Genomic DNA, 17,792 nt, shown 5'->3' on the forward strand with positions numbered 1-17,792 from the left:
CGTGCAGGGGAAGTGCGAGGTCGTGTCCACAGTCACCGAGGAGTGCTGATGCGCCGAATCATTGATCTGTCCGTCCCGTTGCAAGCGGGCATCGCATCGGATCCGCCCGGTTATCTACCCGAGATCGACTATCTGGACCATCGCCAGACCCGCGAGGACATGCTGGCGTTCTTTCCTGGTGCGCAGGTCGACGACCTGCCCGATCGAGAGGGGTGGGCGATCGAGCGGGTCCGGGTCAACACCCACAACGGCACCCATGTCGACGCCCCGTATCACTACGCGTCGACGATGGATGGCGGCAAGCGGGCCATCACTATCGATGAGGTTCCGCTGGAGTGGTGTTTCGGGCGTGGCATCAAGCTCGACTTCCGGCACTTGGACGACGGCTACGTCGTCACTCCCGAGGACGTGGACAACGAACTCGACCGGATCGGCCACACGCTGCAACCGCTGGACATCGTATTGGTCAATACCAGTGCGGGCAGCCGCTACGGTCAAAACGACTACGCGGTCAAAGGGTGCGGCATGGGCCGCGAGGCGACTCTGCATCTGCTGCGCCAAGGCGTACGGATGGCCGGTACCGACGCATGGAGCTGGGATGCGCCGTTTCTGTACACCGCGCGCCGCTATGCCGTCGACCATGATCCCAGCATCATCTGGGAAGGGCACCGTGCGGGGCGGGAGATCGGCTACTGCCACATCGAGAAGTTGCACAACCTGGAAGCAGTTCCTGCCCATGGCTTCCAGGTGGCGTGCTTCCCGGTGAAGATCCACCGCGCCTCGGCCGGGTGGACTCGCGCGGTGGCGATCCTTGACGAGGTCGAGAGTTGAGGATCGGGGGCTGGGGGTTCCTGCGGTCTGCCATTTGTCCTCCCTGCGCTGGGATCGCGCTTTCAGTTCGGACCGTGAAGTTGGCCGTCGCGGTTGACAGTGGTGGTCGAGATCCCGCCCGGAGGGCAACGCTATTCCTGGGATCGCCACCGGCGAGATCGCTGTGAATGCGATGCCGGTGCTGGAGTGCGCCGCTGCCTTGGTTAGCCCGACGCGCCAGCCGCCAAGATAATGAAGCTAAATTGTCGCTATCTCGATATGTGCTGCGAGAGAAGGGTAGGAACGCCGCCTAACAGCATCAATGTCAAACATCTATTGATGCCATTTCGACCAATGAGCCACTCGCTGAGGAGTAGTTTCTCCACAGCAACCTTGTTCGGGTCAACTCCGCACGGCAACTTTGTTCGAGTCGACGAGGAGCATCATCAATGGGTGAACGTGTCGTCGATGCTCACAAGGACCTGCACAGCGACGAGGGTGCGCGCAGGGGTGAGCATCCTGGACGCTCGCGCAACCCGATCATCAAGGTGCACGACGTCGCTTGGTTGGAGTTCGAGAAGCCCGACTTGGCCGGCGCCGAGGCCTTCGCCCACGCGTTCGGCTTCACCACCGCGCTGCGTACCGACGATGAGCTGCAGTTGCGGGGCAGTGACGCGGGCCCTGCGTGCCTGGTGATCCGCCGTGGCCCGAGCGCGCGGTTTGTCGGGCCGACGTTCGCCGCCACGGACACGTCCGATGTGCAGCGCTTGGCCGAGGCAACGGGGGCCAGCGTCTTCGGGCTGCCCGAAACCCTCGGCGGGGTGGCGGTCGATCTGGTCGACCCCAGCGGGTTGCCGGTGCGGGTGGCGGCTGGGATGCATCAGCTTCCGGCGCTGCCTGCCCAGGAGCCGCACGTGTTCAACTTCGGGCACGACCTGGTCCGGGTCAACGCTGCCCAGCGCCCGCCGCGGGTCCCCACCCGGATACAACGGCTCGGGCACATGGTCTGGCAGACCACCAAGTACGTCGAATCGCTGAACTGGTTTCTGGACCACTTGGGGTTGATTGTCAGCGACTTTCATTTCTTCCCTGGCCAGCGCGAGCGCGGACCGATCATGAGCTTCAACCGCTGTGACCGCGGGACAACCCCGGCCGACCACCACACCCTGGCGTTGGCGCTGGGCCCTGCCAACCGCTACGTGCATTCCGCCTATCAGGTGTGTGACCTCGACGCAATGGCCGCCGGTGGCCAATACCTGGCTGAGCACGGGTATCGCCGCTCCTGGGGCATCGGCCGCCACGTACAGGGCAGTCAGATCTTCGACTATTGGCGCGACCCGGACAGTTTCCTGGTCGAGCACTTCACCGACGGCGACGTATTCGACTGCACGCTCGAACCCGGCTGGGGGCCGCTCACCGCCTCTGGGCTGTACCAATGGGGACCCAAGATCACCAAGGACTTCCTCGGCATCAACCCGGGCCCCGAAACTGCGCGCGAAATTGCCATGATGCTGGACGCGCTGCGTCAGAACGACAACGAATTCGACCTGGCCGCGCTGCGCGGACTCTTCGCCATGGCCAATTCCTGACCGGCACCACCCAACCGAGAGAAAACGGGGGACCCCGTTATGACTGTCTCGATTCTGCGCACCGCCGACGCGTGGTGGGTGCAAACCGCGTCCCGGGCCGCCCGCATCGCCACCGACGCCACCACCACCCGCGAGCTACTGGCCAACCGTGGGGCTATCGACGACGCCGCGGGCAGCACCGACACTGTGCCGGTCAGCGGACTGAAGCCGCTGTCGCCGGTGACTGTGCCGTGTCGGGTGGTGGCCCAGGCGGTCAACTACGCCTCTCATGTCAGAGACGTCGGCCGTGATCCCGCCAAGACACAGCTGACCTTCTTCCGCAAGGCAGGCGGTTCGATCACCGGGCCGTTCGATGCCATCGTCAAACCCGAGCACGTCCAGCTGCTGGACTACGAGGTGGAGATCGGGCTGGTCATCGGCCGCGAGCTGCCGGTGGGCACCGAGGTCACCGAAGCCGATCTGGCCGAGTTCGTATGCGGGCTGGTGGTGACCAACGACGTGTCGGCGCGCGATGTGCAACAGGCCAAAGGGCAGTACTACGAAGCGAAGTCCTATCCGACCTTCACTCCAGTCGGGCCTGCGCTGGTGCTGCTGGACGCCGATGAACTCGACCGTTTCGGTGAGCTGCGGGTGAAGCTATCGGTCAACGGCGAGGAACGCCAGAACAGTGTGGTCAAGGGCGACATGATTTTCCCGCCCGTCGAAGCCCTGCAGGCGCTGTCCCGTTTCCAGCGCCTCGATGCCGGCGATCTGGTGCTCACCGGCACGCCGGTGGGCACCGCGGTCAGGAAGCCCAAAGCGGCGTCCGCCGGCCCGCCCACGCTGGAAGGGTTCCTGGCGAGCCAGGCCCAAAACCCCTTGTACCTGCATGACGGCGACGTCGTGGAGGCGGCCGTGGCGACCGACGACGGCACCATCAACCTCGGCACCCAACGCAACGTGGTCCGGTACGCGTGAGCACGGGCGAGCCCTCAGCCAAGCACGGCCGCGCCACGCCGGCATCAGTACCGGTCGTCATTGTCGGCGCCGGCCCCGCTGGCGTCACCGCGGCCACGCTGCTCACCCGGTACGGCGTCTCCTGTCTGGTGCTGGAGCGCCATCCAGACATCTATCCGCAGCCGCGCGCTGTGCACTGTGACGACGAGGTCTGCCGCATCCTGGCGCGTCTCGGCGTCTACGAGGAATTCGCTGCCATCTCCCGGCCGAGCCTGGGCATCCGGTTGGTGGACCCGCGGATGAGGGTGCTGGACGAAAACCTCGTGCCGCCGAACAGTCCGCACGGCTTCCCCAAGGCCAATATGTACGACCAGCCCGGGTTGGAGGCATTGCTGCGCGCCAACCTCACCGAACAGCCCGGCACCCTGTTGCGGGGCAATGCCGAAGTCACCCGTATCGCTCAACAAGGCGACGGTCGCGTGCGGGTCAGTTTCACCGACCGCGACAGCGGCAGCGAGCACAGTGTCGAGGCCACCTATGTCCTGGGCTGTGACGGCGCCAACAGCACGGTCCGCTCCGCGATCGGCGCGGCCATGGCCGATCTGCACTTCGAGCAGCGGTGGCTGGTGATCGACGTGGACACCGACGCGGACCTGCACCAGTGGGACGGGTTGCACCAACTCTGCAGCTCCGTGCGCGCCGGCAGCTACATGCGGGTCAGCGACACCCGGTATCGATGGGAATTCGAGTTGCTCGACGGGGAGACCGCCGCCGACTACCAGAGCATTCCCGGCGTGCTTCCATTGATCTCGCCCTGGTTGGGAGACGTCTCGGCCGAGCAGTTGAGCCTGGTGCGGGTGGCCGAGTACACCTTTCGTGCCCGGGTCGCCGACCGATGGCGCGACCGGAATGTGTTCATCCTCGGCGACGCCGCCCACACCACTCCGCCATTCATCGGCCAGGGTCTGTGTGCGGGCCTGCGCGATGCGATGAACCTGGCCTGGAAACTGGCCGGCGTGCTCAGCGGAAGCCTGCCCGACAGTGTGCTCGACACTTACCAGCAAGAACGAGAACCCCACGTCCGCACAATGATTCGGCTCGCGATCTCGTTGGGACGGGCCATGACCGCTGGCGGGCCACTGGGAGACTATTTCCGAGGGTTGGTCTTCCCGAGGGTGCTTCACCTACCCCCCATACGCCGCTTCGCAACCCCGGGCATTGCCCCGGCGCTGCACACCTCCGCTCTGGTGGTCAAGTCCCACAGCCGACGAGACCCCGCCGGCAAACTGTGCCCCAATCCCGTTCTGCCGCAGGGCATTCGGCTCGATGAGGTGATCGCAAACCGATTCGCGCTGATCACCTCCTCAGCGCTGAGCGAGCAGCAGCGCGACGAGCTGGAGCGCCGCGGCGCCGTCGTCGTCTCCGCGGCTCCGGGAAGCGAACTCGCCAAATGGCTACAGGAAAGTCGGGCGAGCGCCGCGATCATCAGGCCTGACGGCACCGTGATGCAGGCGGGTCGTCACACCCGAACGATCTGCGACGCGGTGCCCTCGTTCGCCGGACTTCACCCAACGGCCACGCGTCCTGGGCCGAGTGCTCGAGCCCCCCGGACGAATTAGGGAGCGATGTCGATGACCGAGCTGCTGGTACTGAACGTAGCCGGACAGGAGATGCAGGCGGTGTCTTTGGACGGCACCCGGGTGCGGACCCTGATCGCCGGACTCGATGAGCGGCCCGACGGTATCGTCGTCGACCAATCCCGGGGCCATGTGTACTGGACCAACATGGGCGCGCCCGATCCCGGCAGTGGCCCCCGTCCAGAAGCGGCCTACACCCGTAACGCGTCACTCGAACGGGCCGACCTCGACGGCGGGAACCGTGTCACGATCGTGCCGCGCGGGGCGTTCACGAGCGGCAAACAGCTCACCGCCGATTTCGACCGGGGCGTACTGTACTGGTGCGACCGGGAGGGCACGCAGGTGCTGTGCAGCAACCTCGACGGAAGCGATCTGCGCCCGCTGGTGATCGCGGCCGTTGGTGAACAGGCTGCGCACATGGCCGGCAATCATTGTGTCGGCATCGCTGTCGATTTGGATCGGCGTCTGCTGTATTGGACTCAGAAGGGCGCACCGAAAGCCGGAGAGGGCAGGATCTTTCGCGCCCCGATCGATCTGCCGCCCGGGACCAGCGCGCAACACCGCGACGATATCCAACTGCTGTGGAAGGACCTGCCCGAACCCGTAGACCTGCACCTCGTCGGCGGCGCAACCCTGGCGTGGACCGACCGTGGCGCTGAACCTTCCGGTAATACGCTCAACCGCGCGATCGTGCAGCCGACAGTCGGTGCGCCCCAGATCCTTTCCACCGGCTACCGGGAAGCGATCGGCCTGACCGCCGTATCCGAATCGGAGTTCTACGTCAGCGATCTCGGTGGCAGCATCCGCCACGTCGACCTGGACAGCGGCCTCGACACCGAACTGGCGCACCTCGGCCCCGGCCTCACCGGCATCGCGCTGGCCGACCTCTGATCAGAACTGCAACGAACGCGGCAGGTGCGGGAAGAATGCCGACAAGGCCGCCAATTCGGCGGTAGGTCAACCTGATCGGTCGACAGCGTTCCGTTCTTCCCGCCGATTCCGTTGTGCCCGACGGGCATCGAGATGGGCAAGGGTGGGCCGCCGTGGGCTCGGGGCCACGGCCCAGGCCCGGTGGGTGCAGTTCCGGACGCTGTTGATGAGTGTGCGGAGATTGATTGCGGCACAACGGAATCGCAGCCAAGCGTGGTTCTTGTCGATACCGAGTTAGCGGAGTTCGATCCGCCGTCGGCTCGAGTGACGATGAGCACAATGCGAAAAAGCTCAAAATCGCCTGTTGCGCTGCTAGTGCGCACAAGCGAGCCACGATCGCTGCCACTCCGTAGTTTCGAGCGGACCAGGGTGTCGGGAACCATCTCGACATCGACACCGGGAAGGAGTCCACGGTGGTGGTCCGACCGAATCCGACTATGGCACCTGCCACAAATGCTTCGACGACGTCGTTGCCCACCGCGGGCGGTGGGGATCTCGCCATCCCGGCGGTGCGCCGGCAGCGAGTGGACGGGGCGCGGGATGGCTATGTCGAGCGAACGGTAATGACGAGTGATGGCGTGCGGTTATCGGTCCGCGACTACGGCTCTGCCGGCGCCGGCACCCACACTGTCGTCCTGCTGCACGGTCTGTGCCTGACGCAGGAGAGCTGGGCACTCCAAATCCGTCAGCTGGTGCGGCGGTGGGGCGACCGCGTGCGCATCATCACCTACGATCACCGCGGCCACGGCTGTTCGACCGGCGCTGCAATGCGGACCTACCGGATCGACCGGCTCGCTGCCGACCTCGCCGAGGTCCTCACCGCTCTGCGCGTGACGGGGCCGCTCACGCTGGCGGGACACTCGATGGGCGGGATGACGGCGCTGGCATACCTCGGCCGCCCCGTCCTCGATCGTCCTGTGGAACCGCAAGGCCTCGTATTGATCGCCACTGCGGCCGGCCGACTCGCCGAGCGAGGATTGGGCCGCTTGCTCGCGACTCCCGCCACAAGGATGCTGTTCGAACTGGTCAGCCTCATGCCTCGTGGCGCTACCGACCGGGCATCCAAGGCTCTCGTGCGGCTGGTCGGCGAAGCCCTGAGCAGATATTCCGGCCATGGCAGCGCCGAGCGGGGCGCCGCCGCAGTCGCGGCATCCGCCATCCGCGGGAGTTCGCTGTCGACTGCGGTCGGCTTCCTTCCCGGCCTGAAGCGATACGACCACCACCACACCCTGCCGTCCATCGCCGCCGAAACGATCGTCATCAGTGGCGGAGCGGACGTGACGACGCCAACCTCCCACGCACGCGACTTGGTCGCTGCCATCCCAGGTGCTACCCACCTGCACCGACCCGCCGCCGGGCACATGCTTCTCCGAGATGAACCACATTGCGTCAGCGCCGCAATCGACCGCGCAATGGGGATGCGCCGGCGACCCGACATCCGCCTCCCGATGCTCATGCGCCCACCCTGCGCGAGGGGTTGCGTGAACGAGGTTATCGACCTCGCCGGTGAGCACAATGCGCAAAACCGTGAAACTGCATAAAACCGCAAAATCGTCGCTTTCGTCGGCCATTGCCTACAAGCGCGACATTGCTGCAAGTGCACCGTAAGTTCGGTTTCGGAAAATAACCGAATACGCCAGACGATCGCAGCGCGAAACAAGGTTCACGCCAATCGGCAAATTACTCGCAATTAGCCTTTCCGGCATTCCTGTGTCGCGCAAGAAACCTGGGCATCTCAGAGAAAAGGATTGAAGAATGGTTACGCTGGGCAACATCGATGAATGGCAGCCGCCGCACGGTCCGGTTACCACCTGGACCGCCTCGGTCGCGGCACGCGAAGCGGCTCGGACTGCGATACGAAGCGATCTACCGCCGAGTTATCAGCAGACTCAACACCTCCGCTTCGCGCACGACGGCAAGGCGACGGATAGGCAGCTACCTCGCCTGATGGTCGTGGCGTGGGATATTCCCGGCCTGTGTGACATTCCGTCGATGACGGCAGCGATCAATGCGCATGTCCGTCGTCACGACACCTACCACAATTGGTTCGAATTCGAGAACGACGCCATCGCCCGCCGCACGATCGACAACCCCGAGGCCATCGATTTCGTTCCGGTGGAGTTCGGACATATGAACGCCGACCAAATACGCACACATGCGTTGACGACGACGCCGGAGACGCTCGAGTGGGATTGCTTCACATTCGGCATCGTCCAGCACGCCGACTACTTCACGATGTACGCCAGTGTCGATCATCTCCACATCGACCTCATGTCCGCCGGTCTGATCTTCCTCGACATCCACCTGATGTACCGGGATCTGCGGCAGGTCGTGCACCAATACCGGCCCAGCGCGCCTGCGCAGATTGGGAGCTATCGCGACTACACCGTGCGGCAGCGAGGGGAAGTGGCGAGCTTGACCCTGTCATCCCCCGAGATCAAGGACTGGATCGAGTTCGCGCGCGACACCGACGGCGACTGGCCGAGCTTCCCGCTGCCGCTCGGTGACGCGTGGGCCGACAACAAAGGCGACTTGCGGACAGTCGAGTTGCTGGACACCGCCGAGACCGAGTTCTTCGACACCGCCTGCCGTGCGGCCGGTGCCCGGTTCAGCGGCGGAGTTCTGGCGTGCGCAGCGCTGGCCGAGCACAAATTGGCAGGCACCGAGACCTATCACGGATTCACGCCCTACGACACCCGGACGCCGGGCCTCGACACGATGACTGTGGGTTGGTTCGCCAGCCTGATCCCGTTCACCGTTCCGACCGACACCGGCTCGTTTCCAGAGGCGGCCCGGGCAGCGCAGAAATCGTACGACGACGCCAAGCATCTCGCTCGCGTGCCGATTGAACGGGTCCTGGAGCTGGCGTTGCCTGATCAACTGGGGATCAAGCTGCCCACGCGTCCACCAATGATGGTGTCGTTCCTCGATTTCCGCAAAATCCCCGTCGGCGCATTGTGGGAAGAGACGAATTTCGGTATCTACGGCGACAGTCTGTCGTACGGCGGCATCAACATGTGGATCAACCGGCACGCCGGAAAAACCACAGTGACGATCTCCTTTCCGGACAACCCCGTCGCACGTGAGTCGGTGCACCGCTACTTCGCGGCACTGATCGAGACGTTCGCGAGCGTCATCAAGAACACCCCGGCTCGGGTAGATGCGATTGCGGGCCAAGCGAATTCATACGCCCAGCCCGGCATGTAAGTAACAAGAAAAGGACCTCAGGAATAATGAGCAACGTACTCGATCCGTTCGACCAGACCGCCTTTCGCTTCGAGCGGGCGACCGCAATGACCAGCCTGATCCAGTGTGTCTGGATGTACAACCGCACGGTTGATATCGACGGTCTGCGCCAGTTCCATCACCACCTCGCGCGAGGACGGTTATCCCGCCGCATCGAACGCTCACCGTTGCCGTTCGGCCGCCACCGCTGGGTCTCGCCCAGCGATCGGCCCGACCTCGAAATCGCAACGCCGCGGCCGCGCGACGAATTCGACGCCTGGCTCAACGAGCAGGCAACTATCCCCGTAGATGCCGAGCACGGACCCGGATGGCATCTTGCGGCGCTGTCGTTCACCGACGGCGGCGTGGGGATGAGCTTGGTCACTACACATACCCTCACCGACGGCGTCGGGTTGTACGAGGCGTTGGCGGATGCGGCTTGCGGCCGCCACGACCCGATCAGCTGGCCTGCTGCCGGGTCACGCCGACGGTGGCAAGCACTGTGCGAAGACGCCCGCCAGACTGCGCACGACATCCCCGCCATCGGCCGCGCCGTCATCGGCGCGGCACGGTTGGCCCGGCGCAACAGCACCCGTGGCGGATCTGCAACCCGGCTTCCTGCCAAGCCACCTGCGCCGCCCGCCGGAGCCGACGAACCCATCACGCTCCCAACGGCAACGATCTTTATCGACGCCGACGAATGGGACGCCCGCGCACACTCACTCGGAGGGACCAGCAACACTCTTCTCGAAGGATTGGCGGCCCGACTCGCCCAGCGAATCGGAAAGGTCACCCCGGACGGCTCGGTCACCTTGACGCTACCCATCAACGAGCGCACCGCCGGCGATACCCGCGCCAACGCGATCACCAATGTCGACGTCACGGTCGATCCTGCACCCGCGACGACGGATCTGCGCGAGATCCGGGCCGCAACCAAGCAGGCGCTGATCCGCCATCAGGAGTCGCCCGACGAGCTGCGGGAGTTGGTGCCCCTCGTTCCCCTGGTGCCAAATCAGCTGGTCAGGCGCATAGTCAGCGAGGCCGCCGGCGGTGTCACCACCGCCGTAGCATCCAACCCTGGTGCGGCCCCCCCGGCCGCCAACCGGCCGGACGGCACCGACGCCGACTTCTTCGCCATGCGGTCTCTCTGCCCAGGCGTGACCAAGGCGACGATGTGCCGCGCCGGCACGGTCTTGGCTTTGCTCTCGGGAAGAGTGCGCCGACAGGTCTTCGTCTCGGTCCTTGCCCATCAGCCGGGACGTGGCAACTCGAATGACGGCTTGCGACAGGACCTTTTGAGCGCGCTGAGCGACTTCTCACTCACCGCCGCGGGCTGGCCATGCCCTGAGCCGGTAAGCGGGCGGCGGTAGGCGTCCGACCTCGACGAACGGGTGACACCCCGCTCGTGCTCCCGCATCTCATCCCTTTTCGACCACCCCGAATGAAGGTTCACCATGTCCACCCGATCCGCCGCTCGCAAAAACTCGACACGCATCGATGTGTTTTCGGTGCTGGGTCGCTTCGTGGTGCGCAAGCCGTGGCTCGTGATCGCCGCCTGGATCGCCGTGGTCGCGGTGCTCGCCGTGGCCTTCCCCGCATTGACGAAGGTGGTCGAAGGCCGGACAGCACAGCCGCTGCCGGCCGAAGACATGGCGGCAGTAGAGCAGATGGCCAAGGATTTCGGTGAATCCGCCCAGAACAACCTGATTGTCGTACTCACCGACAGCCGGGGTCTGCAACCTGCCGACGAGGATGTCTACCGCACGCTGGCTACCACCCTGCGCGGCGAGACCAACGATGTGACCGGTGTACAGGACGTCCTCACCACACCCGCGCTGCGTCCATTGATGGTCAGTGCCGACAACAAAGCGTTCTATCTGGCGGTCAACCTCAGGGCGCCTGCCGGGTCCCCGGAATCCTCACAGGTCTACCAACGGATCACCGAAATCGCCAAACGCTCCACCGCGGGCTCCTTACTGACCGCGGACGTGACCGGGCAGGCTGCCACCGTCGGCGACCTGTCGATCGTCAGCGCCCGCGACATGCGCATGATCGAGATTGCCACCGCATTGCTGGTGCTGGTCATCCTGTCAGTGATCTACCGACGACCCGTGACCGTGCTGCTGCCCTTGATCGCCATCGGAATTTCGGTGGCAGCGGCCCAGGGTGCGGTGTCCGCGCTGACTCAGATCGGGCTCGGGGTGTCCGCGCTGACGATCGCGTTGATGACGGCGATGATCGTCGGCGCCGGTACCGACTACGCCGTCTTCTTGATCAGTCGCTACCACGAGTACATCCGGTCCGGCATGGACTCCGACCTGGCCGTGCAGAAGGCACTACGTGCCATCGGCCCGGTCATCGGAGCGTCGGCGGCCACTGTCGCCGTCACCTTCCTCGGCATGGTCTTCACCCGCCTGCCCGCGTTCCTGAGTGTGGGCCCAGCGCTTGCGGTTTCGATCGCGGTCGCGTTTGTTGCCGCCGTCACGTTGTTGCCCGCCACTCTCGTGCTTGCCGGTCGACGCGGATGGGTGGCGCCGCGCCCGGCACTCACCAACCGGCTGTGGCGACGATCAGCTGTTCGGATCGTTCGCCGGCCCAAAGTGCATCTGCTGGTCAGTCTGGCGGTGTTGATCGCGCTGGCCTGCTGCGCGGCTTTCATGCGTCCCACCTTCGACGACCGTCTGCAATTGCCACGGTCGGCGGAGAGCAACGTCGGCTTCGCGGCGATGGAGGACCACTTTTCGACGAGTACGCTGTCGCCGCAATACCTCTACGTGCACTCGCCGCACGACCTGCGGACATCGCAGGCCCTCGCCGACCTCGAGCAAATGGCGCAACGTGTGTCTCAACTGCCCAATATCGCTGCGGTGCGCGGCATTACGCGCCCCACTGGCCAGCCGCTCGATCAGACCGAGCTCAGCTCTCGAACCGGGCAGATCGGCACCAACCTGCTCACCTCCGAGGACTTCAAGAACGCCGCGACGATGTTCATCTCGCCCGACGGGCATTCGGTGCGCTACGTCGTCGAAACGAAATTCGACCCGTACAGCGCGGCCGCGATGGACCAGGTGACATCGATTCTCGACACCGCGCACGGCGTGCAGCCGAACACCTCGCTCGCGGATGCGTCGATATCGGCCCTCGGCACCACCGCGACGTACAACACGATCCGCAGCTACTACAACGACGACCTTCGACTGATCGTCATGGTGACGCTCCTCGTTGTCTTCGCCATCCTCATCCTCCTGCTCCGGGCGATCGTGGCGCCCCTGTATCTCATTGCCTCAGTGGTGATCTCGTTTCTGTCGGCGTTGGGCCTGGGAGTCCTTTTCTTCCAGTTGGTACTCGGTAACGCGATCTATTGGAACGTGCCGGCGATGGCATTCATCGTGCTGGTCGCCGTCGGGGCGGACTACAACCTGTTGTTGATCGCGCGAATTCGTGAAGAGTCAGGCTCCGGCATCCGCCCCGGCATCATCCGCGCGGTCCGTTCAACCGGTGGTGTCATCACCTCGGCCGGCATCATCTTTGCCGCCTCGATGTTCGGCCTGCTGTTCGGCAGCGTTTCGACCATGGTGCAGACCGGATTCATCATCGGCATGGGTCTGCTGATCGACACATTCGTGGTGCGCACCATCGCGGTGCCGGCGCTGGCGGCAATGATCGGGCGGGCGAACTGGTGGCCTTCCAAGCCCACTGCCACCGGAGCGGAATATCTGGACGCAAACCCGGGTCGGCAAATGCCGACTCAGCGCGAGGACCGGGGTGATCGGTCCTCAGTCGCCGTGAATTCTTGCTCGGGTCTTCCCGTGGTGCCGTAACGTAGCCCGACGGTGACGTCATCGGTGGTGGCAAGCGTCGCCAGATACCGTTGGGCAGTTGCCCTTGATATCCCGATCGCCGCGGAGACCTCCGCCGCCGACATCGGCTTCTCCGATGTTCGCAAAGCCTGCAGCACAAGCTGTTTGGTGGGGGATGCAGCGATGGTGGGGGACTGAGCGGGGGTGATCCTGGGGCGAAGCGCATCCAGCGCCGCGTCCACGTCGCCGGCACTGAGATTGGGGCGGGCCAGGATCTTGCGGTAGCGAGCATAGCCGGCCAGACGGGCGGCGAGCTCGGTGGTCGCGAACGGCTTGACGAGGTAGCTCACCGCCCCGGCAGCTATGGCAGCGCGGACCGTGACCGACTCGGTTGCGGCTGTCAATACCATACTGTCGCAGCGTAGTTCGCGGATGAAGTCGATTCCGGAGCCGTCGGGCAGGTAGACGTCGACCAGGGCGAGGTCGACGGGATCGGCCTTTCGCGCGGCCCCGAGGGTGTTCACCGTGGCGGTCACCGTAAAGCCCGCAAGCGCTTTCACGATCTCGGCGTGCATATTGGCGACGCGGAAGTCGTCGTCGACCACCAGCACCGTCAGGTCTGTGCCGCTCATTGCGCCTCCTCTACCATCACGCCCGGCAGCCGGGCGATGAACTCCGCGCCCTGCAACCGCAGCTCCGTGTTACCGAGGCTGGCCAGCCAGAGGTCGCCACCGAGCGCGCGGCTGATCTGGCGCGACAACGCCAGCCCGATACCCCGGCCGCCTGGTATCCCGGAGTCCGGCTTTGTCGTCTCACCCTCGGTGAACAGCTGCTCCACGAAGTCGGGTGCCACGCCGTCGCCACTGTCGGCGACCGTGGCATGCAGCGTCGAACCATCTTGCAACAGCTCGACTTCCACCTCCTTGATCGCGTTGTCGCTCGACCGCGCCGCGTCGATGGCGTTGTCGAGCAAGTTGCCCACCACGGTGGTGACGTCGACGGGCAGTGCGAGTCGGCCAGATACCCAGGTGTTCTCACCGATCTTCAACCTCACCCCGGCTTCACGGGCGGCTGCGGCCTTGGCCGCCAGGAATGCTTGCAGGTAGGCATCGCCGATGGAGTCGATACCGGGTAGCGAGGACCCCAGCGGGCCCGACCCGAGAAGCTCTTCCAGATACTGCAACGCCTCCTCGACGTGACCGCCGCGCAACAGCCCGTTGAGCAGGTGCAGACGGTTGGCAAACTCATGGCGCTGGGCGCGTAGCACCGCGCTCATTGCCTGCACCGCGTCGAGTTGCCGGGTCAGTAACTCGACATCGGTTCGGTCCCGCGTCACCAACACGGTTCCCAGTTCGCGTCCGTCGCGCGATACCGGCCGCGCCGAGACCACGACGATGCGTTCACCGACGGTGGCCAGAGCGGGTATCCCATCTGCCGCCTCGAGCATCCCGAGCACACGCGGGGTGAACCCGATCTCCTCGATGCGCCGGCCCGCTTTGTTATCGATCCCGAGCAGTCGGCACGCCTCTTCGTTGACGAAGGTCGTCTTCCCGGATGTGTCGACCATGACCACGCCCTCGCCGAGCGCGTTCCCCGCGAATTGGCTACGCGCCAGCTCGGTCATCTCGGCCGATCGCAAACCCAGTGTCAGCCCTCCCCACCGCCGGCCCAGTCCGACCAAGCCGACGACACCGATCAGCAGCGTCACACCGCCCAGCCCGCCCAGCACGCGCAGATTACGCACCCAGCGTTCACGAGCTTCCTTCGTGGAGATGCCCACGCTGACCATTCCGACCACACGATCAGAACCCGGTTCCAGCACTGGGATATTCGCGCGTATCGACCGCCCGAGGCTGCCGGATTGCTCGAGCACCTCGTCGTGTCCGGCCAGCACCCGGGCGGGATAGGTCCTGACCTCACGGCCCAACTTGTCACGATCGGGGTGCGCGAGCCTGATGCCGTGCGCGTTGGTGATTACCACGAACAGCGCACCCGTACGCTGCTCGACCAGTGAGGCAATATTCTGCAGCGGACCGGCCGCCAGTTCGTCGACGAGCGCAGGGGTCGGAGTCAGCGGAGCGGCGTTGTAGCGGGAGATGTCGGTAAGTACCTCAGGGGCAGAGGCAACCGCGTGGGCGATATCCATCGCTCGAATGCCGGTGTCGACTTTCAGACGTTGGCGACTGAAGTTGGCGAACAGCCCGAACGCGATGATCAACGTCAGTGCCACGATGACGAGTTGCAGCAGCAGCACCTGAGTAGCGAGCCGCACGTTGATACGACCTTCAGAGGCCATGAAAAGACCCTACCGTGCTCTTGAGCAGAATGCGTGAAAGTCCGACGGTGTTCCGGCCGCTGCTCGAACTATCTCGCCACGCAGGCCGACGTCACTCGCCGATAATGGGGACGAAAAGGCGCGAGGGGTATTGATCGCCTGTGTGCAGTCCCGCGGCGATGGCTGCCTATTGCCGGATTTCGCCACCTTCCCATTGGCCTGGCATCGACCATGATCGATTGACCGAGCGCAGGGGCTCACCCGAGCGAAAGGTGGTGCCCGAGGGCATGATTGCGACGTTGGCTTCGAATATCCGACGATAGACGCTGCGGCCAAATAGATTCCGTCGCGTATTGGCATGTCTCACTCCTCGGCAACGACCACCGAGCTTGCCGGCCGGTATCAGTCGAGATCGGGGCGGCCCAGCCAGGAGACGAACAGCTCGCCGGGGTCGTAGATCGCTCGGATTTCGTCGAGACGACGCAGATGATCGTCGGTGACGAAACGCCTCGGACGGTTGATCAGGTTTTCATCGGCCAGTTGGATGCCGGTCTCCACGTACTCCATGGCGCGCATGCGCTCGGTGACGAAGCGTCGGTATATTTCGTCGTCGGCCTTGTGATCCCATGCGGTGTAGAGCGCGATGTAGAGCTCATCCTCCACGGAATAGGCCATCGAAGGCCGCTGCGGGGTCAGCGTCCATGGCATCCACACCAGGTGTGAGGGAGCGGGCGGAAAGTCTTGCCGGATGGCCCGCAGGCCGGGCAGCAGCTCATCGAAGCCGGCGTGCGTCCACATGTTGTCGGCGATGAAGCGTTTCGCTGGCGGATAGTGCAGCAGGCTGCCGACTCGGGTGAGCTCACTCGTCGTGGTTGGTTCATTCAGCGCGGCGACCAACGCCTTCTGCCGGACAGGGCAGGTCTCGAAAATCGCGAGGGCTTCGCGGGCTTCGGCCTCGGTATCGGTGAACGCCGTCGCGCTTACCGAAACGATGGGGCCGTCCGTGCCGGCCGTCTCGTCGCGATACAGCAGGTTCCACAACTCGACCTGCGCGGGCAGCTCGGCTTCGATCGACCTCGACCAGCGGAAGTACTCTTCCCACACCGCGGGAGGATAGCGATAAGAACTCTCGAGGGTGACTCGCTGCAGCGGATACAGCCGTAGGTGAAAACGCGTCACCACACCGAAGAATCCCGGCCCGGCTCCGCGTGCGGCCCAGAACAGGTCCGAATGGTGCGTTTGATCCGCGCAGACCAGCTCACCACCCGCCGTCACCACCTCGACGGCGGTGACGCTCATGCACGACGGTCCGAATTCGCGGCTACGCCAACCAAATCCGCCTTGCAGCAGGTATCCCCCGATACATACCGTCCGGCAGTGGCCGACCGGAAAGAACAAACCCCGCTGCCTCAATGCCTCGCCGAGTTCAGAACCCAATAAGCCGGGTTGGGCAGTCGCACTCATCTGCTCGGCATCGATGAAAACCTCCCTCAGTCCCGAGACGTCGAGCAGCAATGTCGCATCCCGTAGATGCGATCCAGCCCAGCTGTGTCCCCCCGATCGCACCGCCATCTTCAGGCCTTCGTCATGCGCGAGCCCCACTGCCGCTACCACGTCGTCGGTACTGCTGGCCTGCACGATCACCGCGGGGAAACGGTCCGGCGTGCCGGCATGCCAGGTGGCGGCCCGGCGGGTTGCCTCATACCCTCGATCGCCCCGCCGGAGCACGCGGCCCTCGATGCGTCGCGTCATCGCACCCCTTCCAGCGCATGATGTGGGTCTCAAGTTTATTAGCTGGAAGATTGCGTGTTATCGGTTCGCGTATGCAATCAGCCGCAGTCGGCAACGCAGCAGCAACACGCATCGATCTTTACTGAATTCCGGACCCCCGAGTCACCCGCGACCGGTGCGGCCGGGTCGGTCCGGTCAGCGTTCGAGGGTGAGCATGGCGGTGAGCGCGCGGCCGACGGCCTCGGAGGCGGCGCGTTTGGACAGGCCGCGCCGGTCCATCAGGTGGTGGCGGTACGGCCAGCCCACGGTGGCGTCGACGAGATCGAGCAGCTGCTCGCCCTCGGCGTCGTCCAGTTCCGGTGCGAAGGCGCGGGTGAGCGCGTCCCGAATCCGCTTGTCGGTCAACCGCATCCGGGTGTCCACTGCCGGGGTGCGCAAGGATTCGATGAGCCCGAGCACCCGGGGCTCGCGCTGCAGCGTGAAGATGGCTTCGCTCTGGCGTACCACCGCCTCGATGCGCTGGGCCAGTGGCAGTTCCGGGTCGATCTCGGCCAGCAGCGCCTCGACCTGCTCGGACTGCTGATCCACCGCCGCGGTGATCAGCGCTGTCCGGGTTGGGAAGTGCACGAAGATACTGCGTTCGGACACCCCGGCGCGCTCGGCGATGCTGCGGGTGGTGGGGTCGAACTCGCCGTCGTGGACCGCCGACAGCAGGCCCTCGATGATCGCCCCGCGGGTCTGTTCCGGGTTGCGCCGCCGCCGTGGGCCGTCGCCTTTGCCCTCGCTCATGACGAGAATCCGATCACATCTGGTCGGAGCGCGTGCACGCAGGTCCGGCGGAGGGTTCGCGGGGTCATGG

Annotated in this window: 13 protein-coding genes; 9 read left to right on the plus strand and 4 right to left on the minus strand. The window is 64.9% G+C overall.

All coding sequences use genetic code 11. The features are described 5' to 3' along the window. The first annotated feature begins 48 nt into the window (after positions 1 to 48). The 9 genes from ABZ909_RS06210 (at position 49) to ABZ909_RS06250 (ending at position 12,948) form a co-directional block, all read left to right on the plus strand. Positions 49 to 831: a cyclase family protein gene (locus ABZ909_RS06210; RefSeq protein WP_356996862.1), complete on the plus strand. Its 783-nt coding sequence runs from the start codon at positions 49 to 51 to the stop codon at positions 829 to 831. A gap of 428 nt (positions 832 to 1,259) precedes the next feature. Beyond that, positions 1,260 to 2,399, plus strand: a complete 1,140-nt coding sequence (locus ABZ909_RS06215) for a 2,3-dihydroxybiphenyl 1,2-dioxygenase (protein WP_356996543.1) — start codon at positions 1,260 to 1,262, stop codon at positions 2,397 to 2,399. Positions 2,400 to 2,438: 39 nt separating this feature from the next. Beyond that, on the plus strand, positions 2,439 to 3,356 hold the full coding sequence (locus tag ABZ909_RS06220) for a fumarylacetoacetate hydrolase family protein (RefSeq protein WP_356996544.1): 918 nt from the start codon (positions 2,439 to 2,441) through the stop codon (positions 3,354 to 3,356). Then, entirely contained in the window at positions 3,353 to 4,954 is a 1,602-nt protein-coding gene (locus ABZ909_RS06225; RefSeq protein ID WP_356996545.1) for a bifunctional 3-(3-hydroxy-phenyl)propionate/3-hydroxycinnamic acid hydroxylase, read from the plus strand. The genes ABZ909_RS06220 and ABZ909_RS06225 overlap by 4 nt, the downstream gene beginning before the upstream one ends. Before the next feature lie 12 nt (positions 4,955 to 4,966). Continuing rightward, positions 4,967 to 5,863, plus strand: a complete 897-nt coding sequence (locus ABZ909_RS06230; RefSeq protein ID WP_356996546.1) for a hypothetical protein — start codon at positions 4,967 to 4,969, stop codon at positions 5,861 to 5,863. 476 nt (positions 5,864 to 6,339) lie between these two features. Beyond that, the gene (locus ABZ909_RS06235; protein WP_356996547.1) at positions 6,340 to 7,443 is read left to right on the plus strand and encodes an alpha/beta hydrolase; all 1,104 of its coding nucleotides are present in this window, start codon (positions 6,340 to 6,342) and stop codon (positions 7,441 to 7,443) included. A 214-nt stretch (positions 7,444 to 7,657) separates the two neighbouring features. Then, positions 7,658 to 9,109 carry a condensation domain-containing protein gene (locus ABZ909_RS06240; protein ID WP_356996548.1) on the plus strand — a complete coding sequence of 484 codons (1,452 nt, stop codon included), beginning with the start codon at positions 7,658 to 7,660 and terminating at the stop codon, positions 9,107 to 9,109. Positions 9,110 to 9,135: 26 nt separating this feature from the next. Next, on the plus strand, positions 9,136 to 10,497 hold the full coding sequence (locus ABZ909_RS06245; protein WP_356996549.1) for a hypothetical protein: 1,362 nt from the start codon (positions 9,136 to 9,138) through the stop codon (positions 10,495 to 10,497). Between the two features lie 84 nt (positions 10,498 to 10,581). After that, positions 10,582 to 12,948 carry an MMPL family transporter gene (locus ABZ909_RS06250; protein ID WP_356996551.1) on the plus strand — a complete coding sequence of 789 codons (2,367 nt, stop codon included), beginning with the start codon at positions 10,582 to 10,584 and terminating at the stop codon, positions 12,946 to 12,948. Here ABZ909_RS06250 and ABZ909_RS06255 read toward each other — a convergent pair. From ABZ909_RS06255 to ABZ909_RS06270, 4 genes are all read right to left on the minus strand, one after another. Further along, a complete protein-coding gene (locus ABZ909_RS06255; protein WP_356996552.1) occupies positions 12,876 to 13,559 on the minus strand; it encodes a response regulator in 684 nt (227 codons plus the stop codon). The two genes, ABZ909_RS06250 and ABZ909_RS06255, sit on opposite strands and share 73 nt — an antisense overlap. After that, a complete protein-coding gene (locus ABZ909_RS06260) occupies positions 13,556 to 15,223 on the minus strand; it encodes an ATP-binding protein (RefSeq protein ID WP_356996554.1) in 1,668 nt (555 codons plus the stop codon). Before ABZ909_RS06260 ends, ABZ909_RS06255 begins: the two co-directional genes overlap by 4 nt. Before the next feature lie 381 nt (positions 15,224 to 15,604). Further along, the gene (locus ABZ909_RS06265; RefSeq protein WP_356996555.1) at positions 15,605 to 16,954 is read right to left on the minus strand and encodes an FAD-binding oxidoreductase; all 1,350 of its coding nucleotides are present in this window, start codon (positions 16,952 to 16,954) and stop codon (positions 15,605 to 15,607) included. Between the two features lie 174 nt (positions 16,955 to 17,128). Next, positions 17,129 to 17,722 carry a TetR/AcrR family transcriptional regulator gene (locus tag ABZ909_RS06270; RefSeq protein ID WP_356996557.1) on the minus strand — a complete coding sequence of 198 codons (594 nt, stop codon included), beginning with the start codon at positions 17,720 to 17,722 and terminating at the stop codon, positions 17,129 to 17,131. Positions 17,723 to 17,792: the final 70 nt, after the last annotated feature.

Origin of the sequence: Nocardia sp. NPDC046763, assembly GCF_040645495.1 — a bacterium.
Taxonomy (GTDB): Bacteria; Actinomycetota; Actinomycetes; order Mycobacteriales; family Mycobacteriaceae; genus Nocardia.

Excerpts from the sequence above, each read along its gene's own strand:
- ABZ909_RS06210 (WP_356996862.1), top strand. The coding sequence starts at position 49 with ATGCGCCGAATCATTGATCTGTCCGTCCCGTTGCAAGCGGGCATCGCA.
- ABZ909_RS06215 (WP_356996543.1), top strand. The coding sequence starts at position 1,260 with ATGGGTGAACGTGTCGTCGATGCTCACAAGGACCTGCACAGCGACGAG.
- ABZ909_RS06220 (WP_356996544.1), top strand. The coding sequence starts at position 2,439 with ATGACTGTCTCGATTCTGCGCACCGCCGACGCGTGGTGGGTGCAAACC.
- ABZ909_RS06230 (WP_356996546.1), top strand. The coding sequence starts at position 4,967 with ATGACCGAGCTGCTGGTACTGAACGTAGCCGGACAGGAGATGCAGGCG.
- ABZ909_RS06235 (WP_356996547.1), top strand. The coding sequence starts at position 6,340 with ATGGCACCTGCCACAAATGCTTCGACGACGTCGTTGCCCACCGCGGGC.
- ABZ909_RS06240 (WP_356996548.1), top strand. The coding sequence starts at position 7,658 with ATGGTTACGCTGGGCAACATCGATGAATGGCAGCCGCCGCACGGTCCG.
- ABZ909_RS06245 (WP_356996549.1), top strand. The coding sequence starts at position 9,136 with ATGAGCAACGTACTCGATCCGTTCGACCAGACCGCCTTTCGCTTCGAG.
- ABZ909_RS06250 (WP_356996551.1), top strand. The coding sequence starts at position 10,582 with ATGTCCACCCGATCCGCCGCTCGCAAAAACTCGACACGCATCGATGTG.
- ABZ909_RS06255 (WP_356996552.1), bottom strand. The coding sequence starts at position 13,559 with ATGAGCGGCACAGACCTGACGGTGCTGGTGGTCGACGACGACTTCCGC.
- ABZ909_RS06260 (WP_356996554.1), bottom strand. The coding sequence starts at position 15,223 with ATGGCCTCTGAAGGTCGTATCAACGTGCGGCTCGCTACTCAGGTGCTG.
- ABZ909_RS06265 (WP_356996555.1), bottom strand. The coding sequence starts at position 16,954 with ATGACGCGACGCATCGAGGGCCGCGTGCTCCGGCGGGGCGATCGAGGG.
- ABZ909_RS06270 (WP_356996557.1), bottom strand. The coding sequence starts at position 17,722 with ATGAGCGAGGGCAAAGGCGACGGCCCACGGCGGCGGCGCAACCCGGAA.